This window comes from Halodesulfovibrio aestuarii DSM 17919 = ATCC 29578, from assembly GCF_000384815.1.
Taxonomy (GTDB): Bacteria; Desulfobacterota; Desulfovibrionia; order Desulfovibrionales; family Desulfovibrionaceae; genus Halodesulfovibrio; species Halodesulfovibrio aestuarii.
The window spans coordinates 151,580-172,832 of the sequence record NZ_ARQF01000018.1 but is presented as its reverse complement, the minus strand read 5'-3'; the positions used below and the strand labels follow the sequence as shown (position 1 = coordinate 172,832).

Annotated in this window: 18 protein-coding genes and 4 tRNA genes; 9 read left to right on the top strand and 13 right to left on the bottom strand. The window is 44.1% G+C overall.

The annotated features are described in order from the left end of the window. Both F461_RS0103810 and F461_RS0103805 read left to right on the top strand, forming a co-directional pair. Positions 1-1,140 (top strand): aminotransferase class I/II-fold pyridoxal phosphate-dependent enzyme, encoded by a 1,140-nt coding sequence (locus F461_RS0103810; protein ID WP_019999828.1) that lies wholly within the window; start codon positions 1-3, stop codon positions 1,138-1,140. A 286-nt stretch (positions 1,141-1,426) separates the two neighbouring features. Next, a complete protein-coding gene (locus tag F461_RS0103805; RefSeq protein WP_019999827.1) occupies positions 1,427-3,289 on the top strand; it encodes a sigma-54 interaction domain-containing protein in 1,863 nt (620 codons plus the stop codon). A 119-nt stretch (positions 3,290-3,408) separates the two neighbouring features. Here F461_RS0103805 and F461_RS0103800 read toward each other — a convergent pair whose 3' ends face one another. The 13 genes from F461_RS0103800 to lysS form a co-directional block, all read right to left on the bottom strand. Next, positions 3,409-3,678, bottom strand: a complete 270-nt coding sequence (locus F461_RS0103800) for a NifB/NifX family molybdenum-iron cluster-binding protein (protein ID WP_051177180.1) — start codon at positions 3,676-3,678, stop codon at positions 3,409-3,411. A gap of 92 nt (positions 3,679-3,770) precedes the next feature. After that, positions 3,771-4,400, bottom strand: a complete 630-nt coding sequence (thiE, locus tag F461_RS0103795) for a thiamine phosphate synthase (protein WP_019999825.1) — start codon at positions 4,398-4,400, stop codon at positions 3,771-3,773. Next, on the bottom strand, positions 4,400-5,203 hold the full coding sequence (gene thiM / locus F461_RS0103790; RefSeq protein WP_019999824.1) for a hydroxyethylthiazole kinase: 804 nt from the start codon (positions 5,201-5,203) through the stop codon (positions 4,400-4,402). The genes thiE and thiM overlap by 1 nt, the downstream gene beginning before the upstream one ends. A gap of 166 nt (positions 5,204-5,369) precedes the next feature. After that, positions 5,370-6,206 (bottom strand): LpxI family protein, encoded by an 837-nt coding sequence (locus F461_RS0103785; protein WP_019999823.1) that lies wholly within the window; start codon positions 6,204-6,206, stop codon positions 5,370-5,372. A gap of 81 nt (positions 6,207-6,287) precedes the next feature. Then, a complete protein-coding gene (lpxA, locus tag F461_RS0103780) occupies positions 6,288-7,079 on the bottom strand; it encodes an acyl-ACP--UDP-N-acetylglucosamine O-acyltransferase (protein ID WP_019999822.1) in 792 nt (263 codons plus the stop codon). A 1-nt stretch (position 7,080) separates the two neighbouring features. Next, the gene (gene fabZ / locus F461_RS0103775) at positions 7,081-7,545 is read right to left on the bottom strand and encodes a 3-hydroxyacyl-ACP dehydratase FabZ (protein ID WP_019999821.1); all 465 of its coding nucleotides are present in this window, start codon (positions 7,543-7,545) and stop codon (positions 7,081-7,083) included. Positions 7,546-7,557: 12 nt separating this feature from the next. Then, positions 7,558-8,568, bottom strand: a complete 1,011-nt coding sequence (gene lpxD, locus F461_RS0103770; protein ID WP_019999820.1) for a UDP-3-O-(3-hydroxymyristoyl)glucosamine N-acyltransferase — start codon at positions 8,566-8,568, stop codon at positions 7,558-7,560. 15 nt (positions 8,569-8,583) lie between these two features. Continuing rightward, positions 8,584-9,147 (bottom strand): OmpH/Skp family outer membrane protein, encoded by a 564-nt coding sequence (locus F461_RS0103765; RefSeq protein ID WP_019999819.1) that lies wholly within the window; start codon positions 9,145-9,147, stop codon positions 8,584-8,586. Positions 9,148-9,450: 303 nt separating this feature from the next. Next, positions 9,451-11,220: an N-acetylmuramoyl-L-alanine amidase gene (locus tag F461_RS0103760; RefSeq protein ID WP_019999818.1), complete on the bottom strand. Its 1,770-nt coding sequence runs from the start codon at positions 11,218-11,220 to the stop codon at positions 9,451-9,453. A 161-nt stretch (positions 11,221-11,381) separates the two neighbouring features. After that, the gene (gene bamA, locus F461_RS0103755; protein ID WP_019999817.1) at positions 11,382-14,072 is read right to left on the bottom strand and encodes an outer membrane protein assembly factor BamA; all 2,691 of its coding nucleotides are present in this window, start codon (positions 14,070-14,072) and stop codon (positions 11,382-11,384) included. Beyond that, on the bottom strand, positions 14,056-14,745 hold the full coding sequence (locus tag F461_RS0103750; protein WP_019999816.1) for an ABC transporter ATP-binding protein: 690 nt from the start codon (positions 14,743-14,745) through the stop codon (positions 14,056-14,058). Before F461_RS0103750 ends, bamA begins: the two co-directional genes overlap by 17 nt. Next, positions 14,745-15,971, bottom strand: a complete 1,227-nt coding sequence (locus F461_RS0103745) for a lipoprotein-releasing ABC transporter permease subunit (protein ID WP_019999815.1) — start codon at positions 15,969-15,971, stop codon at positions 14,745-14,747. The genes F461_RS0103750 and F461_RS0103745 overlap by 1 nt, the downstream gene beginning before the upstream one ends. Positions 15,972-15,980: 9 nt before the next feature. Next, positions 15,981-17,486: a lysine--tRNA ligase gene (gene lysS / locus F461_RS0103740; protein ID WP_034604094.1), complete on the bottom strand. Its 1,506-nt coding sequence runs from the start codon at positions 17,484-17,486 to the stop codon at positions 15,981-15,983. A gap of 284 nt (positions 17,487-17,770) precedes the next feature. Between lysS and F461_RS0103735 the strand changes: the two genes are divergently transcribed. The 7 genes from F461_RS0103735 to F461_RS0103700 all read left to right on the top strand — a co-directional run bounded on the left by F461_RS0103735 (position 17,771) and on the right by F461_RS0103700 (position 21,242). Next, positions 17,771-17,846 (top strand) — tRNA-Asn (locus F461_RS0103735). 316 nt (positions 17,847-18,162) lie between these two features. Continuing rightward, positions 18,163-18,238 (top strand) — tRNA-Asn (locus tag F461_RS0103725). Between the two features lie 267 nt (positions 18,239-18,505). After that, positions 18,506-18,581 (top strand) — tRNA-Asn (locus F461_RS0103720). A gap of 314 nt (positions 18,582-18,895) precedes the next feature. Continuing rightward, positions 18,896-19,582: a hypothetical protein gene (locus tag F461_RS0103715; protein WP_019999813.1), complete on the top strand. Its 687-nt coding sequence runs from the start codon at positions 18,896-18,898 to the stop codon at positions 19,580-19,582. Between the two features lie 125 nt (positions 19,583-19,707). Beyond that, a tRNA-Asn gene (locus F461_RS0103710) sits at positions 19,708-19,783 on the top strand. Positions 19,784-20,091: 308 nt separating this feature from the next. Next, positions 20,092-20,424: an EF-hand domain-containing protein gene (locus F461_RS0103705; protein ID WP_019999812.1), complete on the top strand. Its 333-nt coding sequence runs from the start codon at positions 20,092-20,094 to the stop codon at positions 20,422-20,424. 173 nt (positions 20,425-20,597) lie between these two features. Then, positions 20,598-21,242 carry a LysE family translocator gene (locus F461_RS0103700; protein ID WP_019999811.1) on the top strand — a complete coding sequence of 215 codons (645 nt, stop codon included), beginning with the start codon at positions 20,598-20,600 and terminating at the stop codon, positions 21,240-21,242. The last annotated feature ends 11 nt before the right edge of the window (positions 21,243-21,253 follow it).

The window sequence follows — 21,253 nt, the reverse complement described above, 5'->3', positions numbered from 1 at the left end:
ATGACAGTTACCCAAGCATACAAGCAGCACGGCGCTCACGGGGGTGAAGTTTTTCGCATTGCTCGCGAAACAGGTTCGGCACCTGACAACATTACGGACTTTTCCAGTAATGCAAACTCACTATGCCATGATATAACAGAAGAAATTCTTTTTTCCAATATGCATGGTAGCTACAGTGACTACAACCACTATCCGGACACATGGGCCTCTGAACTCACAGCAGCAATCGCAGAACACGAATCTGTTTCAACGCAGGAAATCGTTGTCGGGCATGGCTCAACTGAAACAATATTCTTAACGTTCCAGCAACTCAAACCAAAAAAAGTATTGCTCGTTGGCCCCATGTTTTCGGAATATGCAAGAGCCTGTTCCATTTTTGCTGATAACTATGATGTACTCACCTGCTCATCAAATACCGGTTTTATACCGACTCCCGCAGAATTTGCCAAATCCGATAAATATGATCTCGTAGTGCTTTGTTCACCCAACAACCCTGCTACCATCACTTATCCGAACATGCAGGAAATTATTCAAGCAATCCACAGTCCATGTATATTGATAGATTCCACGTATCGGGAATTTTTGTATGGCGAACCGGAATATAATGCCACACATACGGCTCAATATAGAAAATGGTGCAACCATGGCACACGAATCATCACAATGCACAGCTTCACTAAATTTTTCTACTGCACAGGTGTCCGCCTTGGCTATGCAATAAGCGATACAGACACCGTCACTGAACTAAAACAGGGCAAAATGCCTTGGACTGTTACAGCATCTGCCCAAAAGGCCGGAATTAATTTCTTGCAACACATTGAACAATACCGCGCACGTCTGCCGCAGATGCGAATCTACCGTGCAATGTTTACAGAAAAAATACGGACAACAGATGTGTTTAATCCAAGCTGCATTTTTTCCGGAGTTAACTTTCTTTTTTGCCAACTAAAAAATCCGGAGCATGGTGCAACGCTCTATGAATTTCTGCTCGCACGAAGCATTCTTATTCGCCTCTGCGACAATATTCCGGGAACTGAAAAGGGATTTATTCGTATGCAGGTTAAATCCCCTGAAGAATGGAAGACGCTCATCAGCGCACTGCAAGACTGGAAGACCTATCTCAACACATCTTGTTGTTAAAAAAAGCCGTAAGAACGACAAAAGCCCAGTGAGGGGAACACTGGGCTTTTGTCAAAAATGAAGCGACTGAATCATTTCCGTGAAGCGAGGGACCACACGGACTTGACACCGAAAAGAGCGGTATAACCGTTCTTTTATTTTCTATTAGCACATCCTGTGCCAAGAACGCCATTCACTGCAACAAAGCGGATACCAACACTTTTATATTGACGCACAGAGATCACTACGTTACGAAATTTCGTTGTTTACGAATTTTCGTAACGAAATAATGGAGCGAGGAAAAATAATGCCACAATCAAACAGCAAGTTGCATGACGATTCAGACGGACTGGGTACTGAAAAAACCACAGGACGAGTTTTCAGCACAACCTTTTCCGGACGAGATGTTACCATCAGTGATTTCCCATTGCCAGAAGATGCCAAGAAGGAGACTTTCCCTCTGCCTTCTACGCCTGATATTCAGCCGAAGCTGCAAAAGAAAAAGCCTAAAAGCTACAACAGACTTCAGACAAAACTAAACTCACTGGATATCACACCGTTTCTGGATTTGATGCTCTCTGTCGCGCACGAACGTGACCCATCAAAAATTATTGAACGAGCAAGCACCGGCTACAAAGGCACCCACGTTACAATGGGGGCTTTCTGGCTCCGGCCAACTAAAAAAATGGCGGATATTGTCACGCCGCATCCTTCAGCGGATACAATGCTTAGACTTGTCGCTTACTCCGGCCTCAATGACCGTTCCCCGTTAAACTGGGATCATGCTTTGGGTACATATGAGCTGGCACCTGTCACCGAGCCTATCTTTGACGCCTGCCAGAGAGGGATCCCCTCTATCGGCCCTTCTCCTGAGGAGTGGGATCGTCCTGCGTGGGCCATAAAGGAAGGGTATCAAGCTTACTCCTCATTTCCCGTAATGTATAACGATGAATTTCTTGGAATTCTCTCTACATTCTATGACCGCCCGATGAAAGGCCCTTTTGCTCAGTTGCATTCAATGCATCAGAAAATGCACAAAATCTTTGCGGACACAGTGGCACGTGCTCTTGTTAATGCTGTTGCGTTTGAAGAAATCCAAAAACTACGCGGCGAACTGGAACTGGAGAACCAACTCCTGCGCCGTGCAGTGCAGGAGAAACGTCTTGATAACAATTTGATCGGTGACTCCGACTCTCTTGCCCGCGTCATGGAACAAATTGACGTGGTATCTCCAACCGACGCAAGTGTGCTTTTACTTGGTGAATCCGGTACAGGTAAAGAACTGCTAGCTGAAGCTATACATAGCCGATCTACTCGCAACCAAAACGCTTTTGTCCGCGTTAACTGCTCCGCAATCCCACACGAACTTTTCGAAAGTGAATTTTTTGGGCACGTAAAAGGCTCATTTACCGGCGCGATTCGCGACAGGGTCGGACGCTTCCAGATGGCTGATAACGGTACGCTTTTCCTTGATGAAGTTGGAGAAATACCGCTGGAACTTCAAGGCAAGCTTCTCCGTGTCTTGCAGGAAGGGACATTTGAACCTGTCGGTGATGAACGTTCCAGAAAAGTAAATGTCCGCATTGTTGCAGCGACAAACAAAGATCTGACAAAAGAAGTTGCCGCAGGCCGCTTCCGGCAGGATTTATATTTTCGTCTTTCTGTTTTCCCTATCAATGTGCCACCGCTTCGGGAGCGCCGTAACGATATTCCTTTGCTTGCCCGACACTTTATCAACCTTGCTGCTAAACGCATGAACATTTCAGCACCACGTCTGAATCCACACCACGTTGAACGACTTCAGGAATACAATTGGCCGGGTAACGTCAGGGAGTTACAGAACGTTATTGAACGCGCGGTAATCATGTCACACAGTGGTAATATGGAACTCTACATTCAAGACAACAGTAATGCTACCCCTCCGCAAGAAATGAATGTGCACGCATACCCTTCAACACTAGCTCAGGCAACACCACCAGCATCTGCGCCGCCTCCACAGGATATTATAACAGAAGCAGAATGGACAGCCATGCAGCGTGAGAACATTATGCAAGCGCTTGAGGCCACAAACTGGCGTGTTCAAGGCAATGGCGGCGCAGCAGAACTCCTCGGCATCAAACCGACAACTCTTCGTTCTAGAATGCAAAAACTGGGCATAGAAAAACGATAAAGAATGCACCAAAACTCAATGTACGTATGACGCATTACGGAAAGCACAAGAAAGCGGCTCATCATTATTTGACAGCCGCTTTTACATACAAAACCATAAATAGAAAAACATCCACAAACCTACGATGCAAAGAACCTCGCTATTGCTTCATCCACAGTCCCGTCGTACCCGATACCGGAAAACACGCCACGTTCACTTAGATAAAGTTTGGTTTTTGCTCCCACATCACCACACAAAACGGTTGTAACACCTTCTTGTATCAACCACTGAGCAACCTTGCGCCCTGCCGCTTCTGTATCATCCCTATAAGGGTTCGCGTGGACAGCACGCGTACCATTGTTCTGGTCAACCAGCAAAAACATATCTGCACGGCCAAACACAGGCTCCACTTCGTAAACTCCGTTCCTTATTCTCGCCGCCACAGCAATCTTCATATAACCCTCACAAAAATAACAATCATAATCAAAACACACCAATATAATTATACAAAAGCAGCCTTTCGTAGTTCCTCTGCTGCATCTTTAGGCGACAAAGCACCACAGATAGCAGAAACAACAGCAACCCCGTCTGCACCTGCTGCAATAACTTCTGCGGCATTGGCAGTTGTTATTCCCTCGAATCCAACAATTGGAAGACTCGTCATATTCCGAGCTTTCTGGACTCCTGAAATTTGCCAAGGCGTTACATCCCGTGGAATTGAAGGGGTAGAAAAAACAGGAGAAATACCTATATAGTCAATGTCGAGAGCATTGGCCTCTTCAATCTGTTCAAGAGTTTCAACAGTAATCCCCACAATGGCATCACCACCGACCAACGCGCGCACGTCCTGCACACGCATATCAGTTTGCCCAACATGAACACCATCAGCACGTACAGCTAACGCTATGTCCACACGATCATTAATTATGAGCGGAATTTCGAGTGGAGCTAACAACGCGCGTAGTTGGCGTGCAAGTTCAACAAACTTCCGTGTTTCCATTTTTTTTTCACGCAACTGAACCATGGTTACACCACCACGGACGGCCGCACCTACGGTATCCTCAAGCGGCATCATTGTGCAGCGACTACTATCTGTTACCAGATAAAGTGAGAAATCAGCACTTTGTCTCATTACACACTCCTCACTTCGACAAGTCTTGTTATGTCATTTTCAGTTACGTTATGAAGGGCATCGATAAAATGCACGGCGAAAGTTCCCGGCCCGTTCGATGCAACTTTTGCAAGACCACCTGCAGCTGCCATACATCCCATTCCGGATACAGCAGCCGCAAAGCTGTCTTCGCAGATTGCCAAATGTGCCCCGCAAATTGCAGTTGCAATACACCCCATTCCAGTAACAAGTGGCATGTAATCACTTCCACCCGTAATATTGTATACTGTCTCACCATCCGTGATCAAATCCACGCAACCGGAAACAGCAACAGCGCACTGATACTTGCGCGCTAAAGTTTTAGCACTTGTTTCTGCCTCATTGGAGTCGTTACAGGAATCCACTCCACGAGTCATCGCCCCAACGCCAGCTAACGCCATAATTTCCGAGGCATTACCGCGCACTAACGACACACAGCCTTCTTCAAGAAGAGATATGGAAGTTTCCGTACGCAAGCGGGATGCCCCTGCTCCCACAGGATCCAGCACAACAGGCTTATATTTTGCGGCCGCAATTGAAGCTGCAAACCGCATACTATCTATCCATCCAGTGCTTAAGGTGCCAATATTTAATACAAGCGAACCCGCTATAGTTATCAATTCTTCCAGTTCTTCTTTAGCGTGAGCCATTATTGGCGAAGCGCCGGCACTGAGAAGAGCATTCGCGGTAGAATTCATGACAACATAGTTGGTAATGCTGAGTACAACAGGGCCACTGCCACGCACTTTATCTATATTGTCCCAAACAGTATTGACTGAAAACATTATGCACCTTCCTATAATAACGTTATGTGTCCCACCATCTAGAATAGTCTAGAGTTTACCCGTAAGCTACTATATTGCAAATAAAAAACGGAACGAATAGTATACTTTATCGAAATGACACCGTATATTATCCGTTCCGTCAAGGAACCAAATAAGTAGTCTTTTTTTATAGAAGGGTGTTTTTAAATTCCTCATCTAAACCCACAATGGCAATATTGTGCTCATTCGCAAGTGCAATAGCCGCTTCTCTATCAAAAAAAAGAGTTTTCCCTGCATAGTAAGCGAGGCAACTATACCCGCCATCCACTAAATTTTGAATAGTATTCAAACCAAGCGCCGGAAGGTCAATGCGCTCATCCTGATTTGGTTTCAGCAACTTAATGGCAACGCAGCCCTGGCCTCCAAGCGCCGCACCACGCTTAATAGTCGCATCTGTCCCTTCTAAACACTCAACAGCAACAACCATGTGCTCTCGAACAACAATGCACTGACCAATATCCATACTCCCAATCTGTTCACCGATCGGAATACCGTATGCGAGGGTCTCACGTTGCTTTTCTGTAAGTTTTTTCTTTGTAAGTACACCAACAGGTCCGCGCAAGTTAGGAACTAATTCTGCAGCCTGTACAATATGCAGCCCATCAGACTCCAACTCATCTAATACGCCACGCAAAAGTACGTCATCACCTTTTGAGCGAATCTTGAACAATACCTTTGCAGCTCGAAAATCCGGCCGAATATCCAACGCCTTTGGCTTATTAATAGCACCGGCAAAACACACGCGGTTCACACCATTATTTTTGAAAAACTGTATAAGCTTGGAAAGAGCACCAAGATGAAGCATTTCAAAAACATCTGCCTTACTCTCAATTGCGGGGTCTGTGTGGCCAACAAAACCACACATAACAACAGAGAGCCCTTCCTCACGGGCACCTTGGGCTACAAGCTCAGGAAACTGGCCTGCGCCTGCAATTATCCCAATTCGCTCTTGTAATGCTGCCATATCTATTTTTGCTCCAAAGGCTTAAAAAAAGAAGGAAGGCACTACACCTTCCTTCTTTATATTTCAATCCAACAGTGTAGCTTAGTCGTTATGCGATGGCAAAATACCACGCTCACTTTTACGCACAAAATCTACAAATTCAAGGACTTCAGAAAAGTTACCAAATTCATATTCCAGCTGTTCAAGTGCCTCTTTTCGAGGAGTAGTAGAATGCCAGATGAGTTTGTACGCATTTTTAAGAGCACGAATAACTTCGCGGGAAGCTTTTAAGCGACGCAGCCCAACCAGGTTAGGACCATTCACACCTGCACGATTACCGGTTGCAAGCATGTACGGAGGTAGATCCTGACCGATGCCGGTCATGCCACCAACAAATGCATGGGTACCGATGCGGACAAACTGATGTACTGCAGAAAGTCCTGCGATAATGGTATGATCAGCAACCTGAACATGTCCCGCAAGCGTTGCATTATTAGACATAATAATATTATTGCCAAGAATACAATCGTGCGCAACATGCGTGTACGCCATCATGAGGTTATTACTACCGATAACAGTTTCTAAGCCGCCATCTTCTGTACCACGATGTAAGGTTGCAAATTCACGGATACTGTTATTGTCGCCGATTTTCAACCAGCTAACTTCACCGTGAAATTTAAGATCCTGCGGAATACCGCCCACTGCCGCATAGGAGTGGATATGGTTATTTTTCCCCATGCGGGTGTACTGTTTGACAGATGCAAAAGCGTCAATCTTTGTACCATCTCCGATGATGACATCATCCTCAATTACGGCACAAGGACCAACAACAACCCCTTCTCCAATTTCCGCATTAGGCGAAACAAAGGCGGAAGGATGAATCTCAGTAGCCACGCTACATATCCTCCTTATTCATGATAGCGGCTGTCATTTCTGCTTCTGCAGCAAGCACACCATCAACATATGCTTTGCCTTCCATCTTCCACAGTTTCAGCTTGTGACGAATAAGACGGCACTTAAGCTCAAGCTTATCGCCTGGGTACACAGGTCTACGGAAACGAACTTTCTCCATACCTGTAAACAGGAACAACTTATCTTCAAGTGGCATATCCGTACTTTTGAGCACGAGAAGTCCACCTGCCTGAGCAAGCGCTTCCATAATAAGCACACCCGGCATTACAGGAATTCCGGGAAAGTGTCCCTGAAAGAACGGCTCGTTCATTGTAACGTTTTTATACGCATCAATGGACTCGAGCGGAGTGTAGTCTAGAACACGGTCTACAAGCAAAAAAGGATATCTATGTGGAAGCAGATCAAGGATCTGACGGATGTCCAAAATATTCTGTTCGGTGGCTGTCATGTTTGTGTACCTCTATTTTTTCAACGCTTCGATTTCTTTTTCAAGCTGTTTTACTCGTTTAAACAGATCAGGAATTTTAGGAGAAAGAGTTGTATGACGCATGAAAATCCCCTTTTCCATCGCCGGCATACCAGCCATCGTTACTCCGGCCGGAATGTCTTTTCCTACTCCAGTTTTTGGACCAACAGTTGCGCCGTCGCCAATGGTCAGATGACCGGCAATACCAGCCTGTCCTGCCATAACAACACCGTTACCAACTTTGGTGGAACCGGAAATACCTACCTGTGACACAATAAGGCAGTTGCTGCCCATCTCAACATTATGCCCGAGCATAACAAGATTATCAATTTTTGTTGCGTCGCCTACGCTTGTAGAGCCAAGCACGGCGCGGTCAATGGTGGTGTTTGCACCAATTTCCACATCGTTACCGATAGTTACGTTACCGATCTGTGGAATTTTCTGTACGCCAAACTCTGTTGGAGCAAAACCAAAACCATCACCACCAAGTACGACGCCTGCATGGATAATGCAGTCATCACCGAGAGTTGTTTCAGCCATAAGCACAACATTAGGGTACAGAATACAGTCAGATCCAACAGTTGAATCTTCCCCGACATAACATCCGGGGAAAAGAACCGTTCCGGATCCGATAGTAGCACGCGGGCCGACAAAGACATGCGGATACACAGTTACGTTATCAGCAATTATTGCAGTTGGATCGATGAAGGCGAGTTCTGATATTCCCTTCATCTCGCCCTGAGGCTTAGCAAACATGGCAACGCAACGAGCAAAGTCGAAATACGGGTTTTCACTAATAAGCGCGCGCTGGACATTCGCTACCTGATCAGCAGTACAAACAACTGCACCTGCGTTAGTTTCTGCAAGCTTAGAGGAATACTTAGGATTAGCTAAAAAACTAAGTTCTGTTTCCAGTGCATCATCAAGGGTGTTTACGCCAGTTATTTCAAGATCATCACCAGCAAACTCAAGACCAAGATTTTGTGCGATTGTAGAAAGCAGCATGCTTAACCGTATCCCTTATTTTTTAGCTTTTTTAGCTTTTTTCTGTTCAGCTTTAAATTTATCGAGTTTTGTTCGGTAGATACGGTTAACAACAACCATCACCTGTTTGGTTACATCTACTGGATTCTTAAGGTACAAAACTGCACCCTGCGCTTTTGCGATAATCATTTCGTAACCATTTTTACGACCGTACTCGCGGGTAGCTTCAAGCATAAGAGCAGACATATCGCGAAGAGCAGACTGTTCTGCAGCACGCGCACGCTCTACAAACTTCCGCTGGCGCTGAAGGAGAGCACTTTCTTCTTTACGAAGCTCCTCCGTTTTAGTTTTTCGAGCATCCTCGGAAAGAGCCTGGCTCTGAACGCGAAATTCTTTTACTTTTGCATCAAAAGCAACTTTATCGTCTCTAAGTTTTTTATCTTCAACGCCAAAAGTCTGCTTCATAGCCTTGGCAATCGCCAATGCTGGTTCAGAATCTTTAGCGATGACTCCAAAATCAACTTCACCATATTTTGCAGCTACCGCAGATGAAGCAAAAAGAAAGGTACAAGCCACTACTGCTAAAAGAATATTACGCATCAAATGCTCCTAAAAAAATTTCGTTACTTAACAATATGTTAGTTATTTAACCATCAATAGAATTTATCAAGTTGATTGAGTGGATAGCCTCATCATATTCCACAGTCAAGAACTTGTCGTTTCTACCACTCAATCTGTAGCTACAGATACAGTGGATTTTACAGCGCATTACCGAAGTAACATCACCTCATATGAAACATAACAACTTCATATGACAACACAAATGCTTCGCAATTCAGTACTACACAAAAAACTCATGCGCTGTCAGTGAGAAATCGGTCATATTTCGTATTATTTTGTCAGCTACATAGCTGCATAGTTTTTTAAATTACGTCTGTACGTAGTTAACGCCTTAGCAATACCGTCTGCCAGCAAGTTCAAATACGAACTGTTTCGCAAACGTTTTGCTTCTGTCGAGTTTGAACAATAGCCCAGTTCCACGAGGATTGACGGCATTTTTGCCCCCATAAGAACATAGAACGGTGCACTTCGAACTCCGTTACTTCTCGTCTTCCAGCCTCTGGCTCGTACAGTTTTGAGCATGCTCGCTTGCACCAACTCTGCGAGAGCTTTTGACTCCTGCATTTTAGAGTTAAGCATCAGGTCTGTCAGAATAAATTGCAAGTCGCTAATACGCTTTTCTGAAATGGCGTTCTCGCGCGCCGCAATACGGCGAGCACTTTTCGATCGTGCAAGGTTCAAGTAGTACGTCTCAATACCGTTAACGCTTCGTTTGTTGTTTGCGTTAATATGCAGTGAAACAAATAGATCTACCTTTTGCACATTCGCCTTTGCGGTACGCTCTTCCAAAGGAATGAAGACATCAGTAGAACGGGTATAGACTACATTAAAGCCTTTTGCTTTAAGTTTTTTACCAAGCATTTTTGCAGTCTTTAGAACGTAATCCTTCTCTCGAATTCTATTTTTAGATGCACCTGGATCTTTGCCACCATGCCCTGCATCAATCATAACAGTTTTTACTGTCAGACCAAGCTGTTCAACAAGATCAGGAATCTTACGGGAAGGAGGTACTGTTCGGGAAGCTTTCTTCGGCTTACTTACTGGAGCTTTTCGTGACAAATCTACAGGAGGTTGTCTCTTTTCCCCAGCCTGCGGAGCAGAGACATCCACGACAACTCTATACGGATTTTCCAGAGCAAAAACGGTGTACTTTTGCACCGATTCAAAATCAAGCACCACTCTACTGGTAGCCGGAACGGGCTTACCAACACGAATCATCCTCAAGATGCCATCATAAATTTTTAATTCGTCTTTTACCGCCTGAGACGGAACGGTTCCCGCCAAATCAATATAAAGTCTGAATGGCAGATTACGTGACGGGTCAGCATTTAAAAACTTATACTGATGCTTCACCTCTCCACTCAAATCAATCACGACACGTGTGTAGTCATTACTACTAGTAAAACGAATACCGTTTAATACCACTTTGCCCGAAGCTTTATGCGAGGAGGGTGCGGTTCGCGACGTTGCACGTGACGGGCTGACTTTCTTAACTACTTTGGGTCTGGGCGCAGCAGAAGAGCTTGAACCACGAATCTCTGCAAGAATTTTTCTATGTAATTCAAGAGCATTCTTATACTTATCTCCAGACTGGTATTTACGAAGAACAGTATTCAACGTCCGTCTTGCTTCAGCAGGCTGATTCAGATTGTAATATTGAATTCGCGCTGATCTGTATAAGGAATCATCCGTCCATGAATGTTTCGTAAACCGCCTTGAACATCTGTTATAGTAATCAACTGCGGCCTGAAAATCAGAACGAAGATACGAACGCTTTGCCAATTCTTCATTAACGCGTCCCATATAGTACAAGACTTTAGGAGCATAGGAACCATCTGGATTCGCCTGATAAATAGCAATAAACTTATCTTCCAGCCGTTTCCAGTTAGAACGATAGCGTGCTTGATTTGAATTTTTAACAAGCGATCTGAACTGATTCAACGCGTTTCTGTAATCCCCGCTAATAGAAGCATAAGAATTTGTAACTGAGAGAAGAATGACGAGAAGAAGCAAAGGCAAATAGAGAATGCCTTTTTTTCTGATAATTAGCATAGTTTTCCTAGTTAGTCCGCGCATTGAAATTGGAATTTGTAAAAAGGCCGCCAGTAAAAATCATTAGAAGGATACTTAAACCGGTCCAGAGGTGCAACCCTGGCCAAGACTTTTGCATAAAAAAAGCGCGACCATAAGGTCGCGCTTTTACTTGATTGGATTTAAAACGCCTGACCCATTGCAAATTCAAAGCGCGGAGACTGTCTTTCTCCGTTCACATCTGCAAGAGGAACACCGTATGCGAAGCGTAAATCACCCATTGGAGAACGCCAGCGCAGTTCCAGACCGGTACTGTAGAGCCAGTCTTTATTAGAGGTAAGACCATCATCATCTTTGTCATCGAAGTTAGTACCCACGTCAAAGAACGGTACAATAGTCATACCCAGCTCATTCTCAAAATACCACTGGTACTCAAAGTTAGCGAACGCCATGCGGGTACCACCAATTTTGTCACCATCATTCTCGCGCACTGCAAAGTCGTTGATGTCGTAACCACGCACGCTATTAATACCACCAACCCAAAAACGTTCTACAATTGGGATATCACTTTGAGAGCCGCCATTAGGAAGCAATGCTGCAGCCTTTGCACGGGCCATCAGCACGTGGTCATTGTTCAAGGCATAGTACTGACGGGCTTCACCAACTACTTTAATGAAATCATCAGTACCCTGAAGGAAGCTACCACCGTAGTTTACGGTAAGGTTTACAACATTACCGGCCGTCGGGCGCTGGAAATTATCAATGGTGTTGCGGGAGAAAGCTGCATGGAGCACGCTCGCATAGCGGGTGCCTTCATCAGCCTGCTCTTTAATGAGGTTGTCCGCATCATCATCTACATCTGTAATCTGATACTGGTCAAAACGGTAACCGGCGTAGACACGAGACCACTTACCTACCGGATAACCAAAGCTAATTTTAGCGCCTGTCTTATTATAATCGTAGTCGTCATATTCAGTTTCTGTGATGTATGTACGAGCACTAAATGAAAGATCGCTATCATATACACTTGGGTTCAAGAAACTCAGATCGTAGGAGGTTTTTTTAGACGAGAAGCTGGCAGTCAATGCAAGCCTGTAGCCTTTACCCCACAAGTTATCTTCCTTGATAGAACCGGAGAAACCAACACCATCATATGAAGACCAACCGACACCGGCCATAATAGAGCCAGTATTTTTTTCTTTAACCTTAACTTTAAGATCAACTTCTTCTGGAGACTGCGTTGGAACAATGTTCACGCTTGCTTCAGAAAAATACCCAAGGTTATTCAACGTGCGGTTACTGTCACGCAGCTTATCGCCATTGAAAAGCTCACCGTCTGTCAGTTCAACAGCACGACGCACAACATTATCACGAGTGCGAGTATTGCCTTCCACTACGACACGGCGGACATACACTTTGTTCTTTTTGTTAATCTTATAGGAGACGTTTGCAATGTGGTCTTCTGCTCGCTGAATACCAAAATCAACATCAGCGTAGGCATAACCGTAGTTTGCATACCAGTCACCAATTTTAGTACTATCCTCACGAAGGACAGTATAGTTGAGGTACTCCTCATCTTCCTTCCACTCGTCCAACCCAATAATAGACAGGTAGGTTTCGTCCGGCTCAATGAGATCACCCGTAAAGGTAATTGTGCCAAGCTTATAACGCTCACCTTCAGAAACCGGGAAGGTAATAACAATACCGTCTTCTTCATAATCTACACGCGCATTACCAACACGAACATCGAGGAAGCCTCGGTTCAAGTAGTACGCAGCAATCGCTGCGACGTCACGTTCAAGGTAATCTTCACGCAGAACACCAGAGCCGGTAAGCCATGAGAACATTCCGCGTTCAGACAAAGCTAGTTCGCTCTTCACGTCATCTGCATCAAGTTTTTCAACACCTTCGAGCTGTATATCTTTAATGTAGAGCTTCTCGCCTTCTTTTACATTAAATGTAAGAGTCGCACCGGTTGTACCACGTTCAATCTTGTAATCAACCTCAGCAAGGTAATAACCTTCTTTCCTGTACAAATCGCGAACGCGTGCAATATCATCAGACAGGAGCTTTTCGTTAAGAATAGCACCCTGTTTTGAACTGATTGCGGCAAGAATATCATCACTATCAACAGCATCAGAGCCGGAGATTATGATGTTATTAATTTTTGGTTTTTCTACAACGGTGATAACAAGTTCATTACCATCACGTTTTTTCTCAACAGACACCTGCACATCACTGAAGAATCCAAGACCGTAAATACGTTTAATTTCTTCGTTGATTTTTTTGCTATCAAGAGCATCACCCTTCTGAATTCGCATACGTAGAAGAACTACGTCCGGATCCAGAATTTTAGTACCCTTAACTACAATATTAGAAATTGACTGCTTACGCAGCATCTCGTTTGTAGCTTGAGCCACAAGCTCATCGACAGCAGGAAGCACATTAATAAGACCAGACTTATTAATGTAAATTGGCTTTGCAGGTTGAAGTCCGTAAGCTTCTACCAAGCGTGCATCAATAGAAAGTTGTTCACCAACCTGTGTAAAGCTACCATAGACGGCATAGTCTGAGTTAGACAACAAACACAGATCACGAACAATTGAAATATTAAGCTCGGTGACAGCATTTTCTGCTAAAATTCTTTCAACTTCATCATCAGGAACAATTGAAAAGTTTTTTGCAGCTAAACGTTCTCCGATTAAATCAGGCAAACCATCTTCCAAGTAACTCAAATCATCGCCTGAGTTAACGGCAAAAGGCAGTACAAGTACCCGAATTCCATTCCGTGGCGCAGCAAATGCGCTTGCAGCAATTAACAGCGCAAGCAGCATGAAGACCATGACAACGCACGGTCTAAACTGTTTGGACATAAAGTTCTCCAGCTCGCAGTTCAAGACGGCGACGCATAATATCCGACAGTTCAGGATTATGCGTAACTACAACCAAGGTCATACCGAGCTCATCATTTAGTCGAAGAAGTAATTCTCCAACTGACTCGCCAGTACGTTCATCAAGATTTCCAGTGGGTTCATCTGCAAGCAAAACTGAAGGCCGCATAAGAATGGCACGGGCAATAGCAGCCCGCTGTCGCTCCCCGCCTGACAACGTTGTAACCTTATGTTCAAGCCGCTTTCCCAGTCCAACGAGTTGCAACATTTCGCTGGCCCGTTCAAAGGCGTCTTTTTTGGTCACACCGCCAATAATCGCTTGCATAGCTACATTTTCAATCGTCGAAAATTCCGGCAGCAGATGATGAAACTGAAACACAAATCCAATCTCCCGATTTCGCACTACAGCCTTAGCGTCATCAGACAATTCCGCAAGATTTCTACCATTGAAAAGTAACTCACCCCTCGAAGGAATATCAAGGGTTCCCAATAGATGCAAGAGAGTACTTTTACCTGAGCCGGATGCACCCGTGATTGCAAGAGCCTCACCCTGCTCTATAACCAGGTCCAAATTATTTATAACCGTAAGCAACTCAGCAGGACCTTCATAGTCCTTTCCGACGCCCTTAAGCTCATACAATGGTGCGGCACTCATTATTCATACCTCAATGCATCTGCCGGTTCTAGTTTTGCAGCCTGCTTTGCTGGATATAGAGTTGCGATAAAACACAATACCATTGCAGCGACTCCAATTATCACGAGATCTGTCCAATTATAAAGAACCGGAAGCCTGTCCAATGAATACACACCCTTCGGAAGCTTTACGAATTGATAACGCTTAAGCAGTTCACCTACCCCAAGTCCAAGGGCAAAGCCCAGAGCAGTTCCCACCACTCCGATAATAGTTCCCTGCAGCATAAAAATTCTGCGAATCTGCTGTTTGGTTGCTCCCATAGACATGAGCACTGCTATGTCACGGGTTTTTTCCATAACAAGCATGACCAGAGTGGTAATAATGGAGAATGAGCCAACCAGAACAATGAGCGTAAGGATAACACCCATCGCTGTTTTTTCCAGTTTCAGTGCAGCAAACAAGTTAGCATTCATATCCATCCAGCTTCTTGCATAGAAAGGATACCCGCCAAGTTTTTTAGTTATTTCTTTGGCGACTGCGTCTGCTTTGTTTACATCACTGACAGAGAGCTCAAGCCCCGTAACGGCATTTTTATTCCATCCAAGCAATTCCCGAGCGGAATCTAGAGTTACAAACGCAAGGGATGAATCATATTCCCACATGCCCGTTTTATAGATGCCGACAACTTTAAAGTTACGGACCCTTGGAACGAAGCCTTGTGATGTTTTTTTACCGGAAGGAGAAAGAAGATTTATACGCCGCCCCACACCTACACCAAGGCGTTTGGCAAGCTCTTTGCCGACAATAATCCCCGGAAGCCCTTTACGATTAAGATCCGGAAAACCACCATCCTGCATGTATTTGCGGATTGTGAGAACCCTGTCCGCAGACTCAGGCTGCACACCGCGTAAAATGATACCTTTCACACCCTGAGATGAGGAAGCCATAAGTTCTGAGTAAACAAAAGGGGTGACTCCGGCAACACCGGAGACACCCTCAATTTTTTTCATTAACTCAGTATAACCGGACATATTTCCGGTTGCACTCATGGTAATTACGTGAGCATTCACGCCCAGAATTTTATCCCTCAAGTCCTTTGTGAAACCGTTCATCACACCCATAACTACTATGAGCGAAGCAACACCAAGAGCGACTCCGAGAACAGAAATAATCGATATGACCGATATAAATGACTGTTGTCGACGCGCAAACAGGTATCGCAGCGCAATGAAGGACTCAAAGTTCATAAGCTATGGCTAACTCTCCGGTTTAAGGAGTGGGAAGAGAATTACCTCACGGATTGATGGAGAATCAGTAAGAAGCATAACAAGACGGTCAATACCGATCCCCTGACCAGCAGCCGGAGGCATACCGTATTCAAGAGCACGAAGATAATCTTCGTCCATGTAGTGTGCTTCATCATCACCCGCTTCTTTTTCTGCAACCTGATCAAGGAAACGCAAGCGCTGATCAACAGGATCGTTAAGTTCAGAGAATGCGTTACCAAGCTCGCGACCGGTCATGAAAAGTTCATAACGATCAGTAAAACGAGGATCATCTTCGTTTTTACGAGAAAGAGGCGAGATATCTGTCGGGTAATTGTAAATGAAAGTTGGCTGAATCAGATCCGGTTCAACATCAAGATCAAACAGCTTAGCTTGAAGCTTAGCAAGCTTCTCACCTTCCATTACTTTTTCCCCACGGCTTTTCAAATGTGCAACAAGCTTGTCGTAATCTTCGTACAGTTCTTTGGTGTGACCACCAATAACTTCTAAAGATTCGAGGAAGCCGACGCGACGCCAAGTACCAGGGGTCAGATCAATTTCCTGACCTTGATAGGTAATAACGGTGGTACCGCACACCTTCTTGGCAATGTGTCCAAAAAGCTCTTCTGTAAGATCCATCAGGTCTTCAAACGTTGCATATGCCCAGTAGAACTCACACATAGTAAATTCTGGGTTATGCTGAGTAGAAACGCCTTCGTTACGGAAGTTACGGTTAATTTCAAAAACTTTTTCGAAACCACCAACGAGTAAACGTTTCAAGTAGAGTTCCGGTGCAATACGCATAAACATATCATGCTCTTGCGCATTATGGTAGGTGACAAACGGACGAGCAGTTGCGCCACCAGGAATTGGATGCATCATTGGAGTTTCAACTTCCATGAAGCCATTATCTTCCATAAATCTACGGAACTCACGCACAATAGCAGTACGTTTGCGGAAAATTTCCCGAGTCTTTGGCGTTACAATAAGGTCAACGTAACGCTGACGGTATCGAATCTCAACGTCTTTAAGACCATGATATTTTTCCGGGAGCGGACGAATAGACTTTGTAAGAAGCTGAACACTTTTACAGTCTAAGGTCAGTTCGCCTGTTTTAGTGCGAAATAATGTACCCACAACACCAACGATATCGCCGATGTCAAATTTCTTAAACTTCTGGTACGATTCAGTACCAAGGGTATCACGAGCAGCGTAACACTGCATCTTACCACTTTTGTCAAGAACGTGGAAAAAGGTAACTTTACCGAAAGAACGAAGACCGACAATACGACCTGCGCAAAAGAATTCCTTATCAAGGGATTCTAATTCTTCAGTATCAAGACCCTCATATTCTGCACGAATTTGAGAAAAATCATCTTCCTTCTTAAACCCGTTCGGGTACAAGGAAATACCTGCATCCATTAAGTCGCAGGACTTTGCCACTCTATTCTTCACCACTTCGTTTAACTCATCACGGTCAACAAAGCTCTCCAACATAGGCATAAAGTATTCTGCCTGGCTGGATTTAGTGGGAAGTTTTATTTTTTTACGTTTTGACTGTTCCTGTTCGCTCACGGGATCACTCCGTATAATAAATTCGATCACTGCTGAATTGGGAAGGGTTATGCCAATTACCAGCAATCGTCAAGGAACCCTCTCATCTCTGAGCAGAAAATTGTTTTTTACATTTTTTTTTTGAAGAAATACGAAAAAGGCTTGACCGTACCGCAAGTTTTCCCTAAACACTTTTTCGCGCTAGGGAAAACACCCCAAGCACATATTCCTCGATGGCTCAATAGGCAGAGCGGGTGACTGTTAATCACTAGGTTGTAGGTTCAAGTCCTACTCGAGGAGCCAGATTTCATAAGCCTCTTTCATTTGAAAGAGGCTTTTTTTTTGTGCACCGTCAACCTTTCTGTCAGATCTGTCAGAAAAAGCAAAAGCTCAACAAAAGCAAACAGCACTTGCGGCTCTATTTAATACCTTTTCCAACAATTTTATACCATGTCAGCTCTCTAAAAACTAGACATTTAGCACTCATTCCAAGTTCCAACCCTAACTATAAACATATAGTGTATATCTTTTCATGAAATATAAATTCTCTATTTTTCCCCTTGACGAGATGACACAGACTCCGTATACAAGATTTCGCGCTGATTGATTCAGCACATATTCCTCGATGGCTCAATAGGCAGAGCGGGTGACTGTTAATCACTAGGTTGTAGGTTCAAGTCCTACTCGAGGAGCCAGACTTCAAAAGCCTCTTTCATTTGAAAGAGGCTTTTTTTATGCCCAACAACAAAAAATAGAACTGCGTTCCACTAACCTGCTTCGCATCTCAACGCCCGTCCTCCCCAGTATCCCTACAACTAACCGACGACTATCCTGCCACTCTATCGACTTAAACGAATCGTCATTCTTCTCTTTTTTGAAAAAAATATTTTTTCTCTTGACGGCAAGAAAACTTTTCCTTAAAAGCACTCTCGCATTGAGGGAAATACCTCAAGCAAACATATTCCTCGATGGCTCAATAGGCAGAGCGGGTGACTGTTAATCACTAGGTTGTAGGTTCAAGTCCTACTCGAGGAGCCAGATCTTAAAGCCTCTTTCGCAAGAAAGAGGCTTTTTTTCGTTCAAAAAAACATTCTACAACTAACTACTTGATATATGTTGAAAAAGTATCTTGCGAATATATTAACTGCGCTGCCACACACTGCGCATAGACATTTGACTCAGACCGCAAATATCTGATCATGCTATATCAATATAATGATATGAATTTAACTACCTCTATGATTTACGTTTGACGCGAACTATAACTGACGTTATCGAGTCCACTATTATTTATACGCGTAACTACTTCTTAAAAAATGCGATCCCCGTCCCATAATAGTTAGGAGCCCTATATGCCACCTTCAGATCCCTCTCTGCCTAACCCGCTTAATAAAAAACAACAAAAACAGGAACGATTAAAAGCACAAGCGATAGCCAGCGGCGATTGGTATATTTGGATTCATATTTTTGCCCCAATATTTATAACGGCAATATCCTTTTGTACCTCGGCACTAGACAACATTCCGGACTCAGTATTTTCAGGCGCAGGCATTTCTCTTCTTCTTATAGACCGACGCATGCTTAAACTTCGCGGAATTACACCACCTCATTGGGGGTGGACACTGCTCAGCCTTCCTTACATATTGATACGATGCAATATTCTTAAAAAGAGTAAAAAAGCATTCTGGATTGCAGTAACGATCATCGGCATTAGTATAGCTCTATCGGTATTTACTCTTACCATGCAAAATCAACTTTACAATGACTTCAAAAAAAATGCCCCCGCATCAATAACACAAATGCTACACGCCCCAAGCACACCGCAACCTTATCGCGATGCAACATGTGTTACACTTTCTGGTCTGAAAGATTTTATCGAAAACAGAATAACTTGCACCCTAGATAACGGTGAAAAAATATCTGTCAGTTTTTTAGAAATAGACGATGAAAATACTTATTTAACTTGGGAACCATACAACAAAACTACCCCAGGAGAAGTCAACGGGAATGCCCCTACCTCTGTACTACAATTAAAGTAACCCAACTGCGGACTCTATCCCCAATAGTATAAGACTTTTTTCTTTTTTTTCTTTTTTTCTATTGACGAGTACGAAGCAAATCCGTAAACACATTTTCGCGCTGAGGGAAACCGAAGCACACATATTCCTCGATGGCTCAATAGGCAGAGCGGGTGACTGTTAATCACTAGGTTGTAGGTTCAAGTCCTACTCGAGGAGCCAGAATTTAAAAGCCTCTTTCTTTCGAAAGAGGCTTTTTTTATGTCCGATGCAATTCCATAGATATAACGTTCTGCCCCTGTCCGTCTCCAATAGTCCCCATATCCTGTGTATAGTTTTTATACACGGTAGACGCAGTTCTCATTACTGGGTATTCTACCTAAGCTTATTTTACGGAATGGACTATTTTTCACAGTCCTTGCTGTATATCATAAACATAATACAGGAGTAATGCACATATCCCGTATTGCGCCTGTCCTCGTACAACCGCACAGTATTGCTGTCCGCAGCCTGCTGCTTAAGGAGATATCATGAAAAAAATCCTATTTACTATTGCTCTGGTCTGTATTTTTGCAACCTCAGTTTCCGCAGATACTAAATTTGACAAAATGGATGCAAATGGCGACGCCAGCATCAGCTGGGAAGAATTTTCCAAAACCTACCCTTCCATGAAAGAGCAGGCATTCCAGACTATTGATAAAGACAACTCCGGCGAAATTTCCCATGATGAATGGTACGGCTTTATGGCCGGCCACAACTCTGGCGGCAAAAAAGGCGGCGGCATGATGGGCGGTATGATGGGTGGTAAACAGGGCAAAATGGGATCCGGTGCTCCTGAACTCATTGCTCCACCTGAAAAATAACCAACCGCAACATATTGCAGTAAAAAAAAGTCGACCTTTAGGGCGACTTTTTTTATGTCTTCCATTCGCTACACAATAAAAGGTAGCTTCCATAAAACCTTTTTTACGGTATGATGTCGGATAGTACTTTTATCCTTTTCCGGAATCATACCCCCATAGGATTATCACAAACAATGAGCCTTGCCCTTTTTTACTTTTTCCTCAAGGGTCTTTTGATCGGACTCACTATCGCTGCACCTGTTGGCCCTGTCGGGGTTCTGTGTATCCATAGGACACTAAAATATGGAAAACTTGTCGGCGTAATATCTGGCCTTGGAGCTGCCTCAGCAGACCTTTTCTATGGAGCGGTTGCGGCATTCGGACTTGTTGCTATAACAAACCTTATTACAGACTCCAGCAACATTATTAAGCTCGTTGGTGGCATACTTTTTATCGCTATCGGCATCCATATGTTGCGTCAGCAGCCCACTTTTGTTTCAGATACAGACAGTGTGCAAATCGAGCAAAACAAACCAAGTCTACTCACAGCATGGATCAGCACATTCGTTCTAACTGCCATGAATCCGGGTACAATCATCGCATTTACTGTTATTTTTGCTACTTTCGGCATCAATGGCGATGCAGGAGCCCCCGGCGCAGCGGCACTGGTTCTCGGCGTTTTCCTTGGCTCAGCCATCTGGTGGTGCGGTCTTTCCTTCTTTGCAAGTGCAATGCGCGCATACGTTAAGCAGCATAGTCGAATTATCAACAAAGTTTCCGGTACAATCATTATCGTATTCGGTACGGCGTCACTAGTTAGTCTACTTTTTGAACTGTAGTACTTAATTCC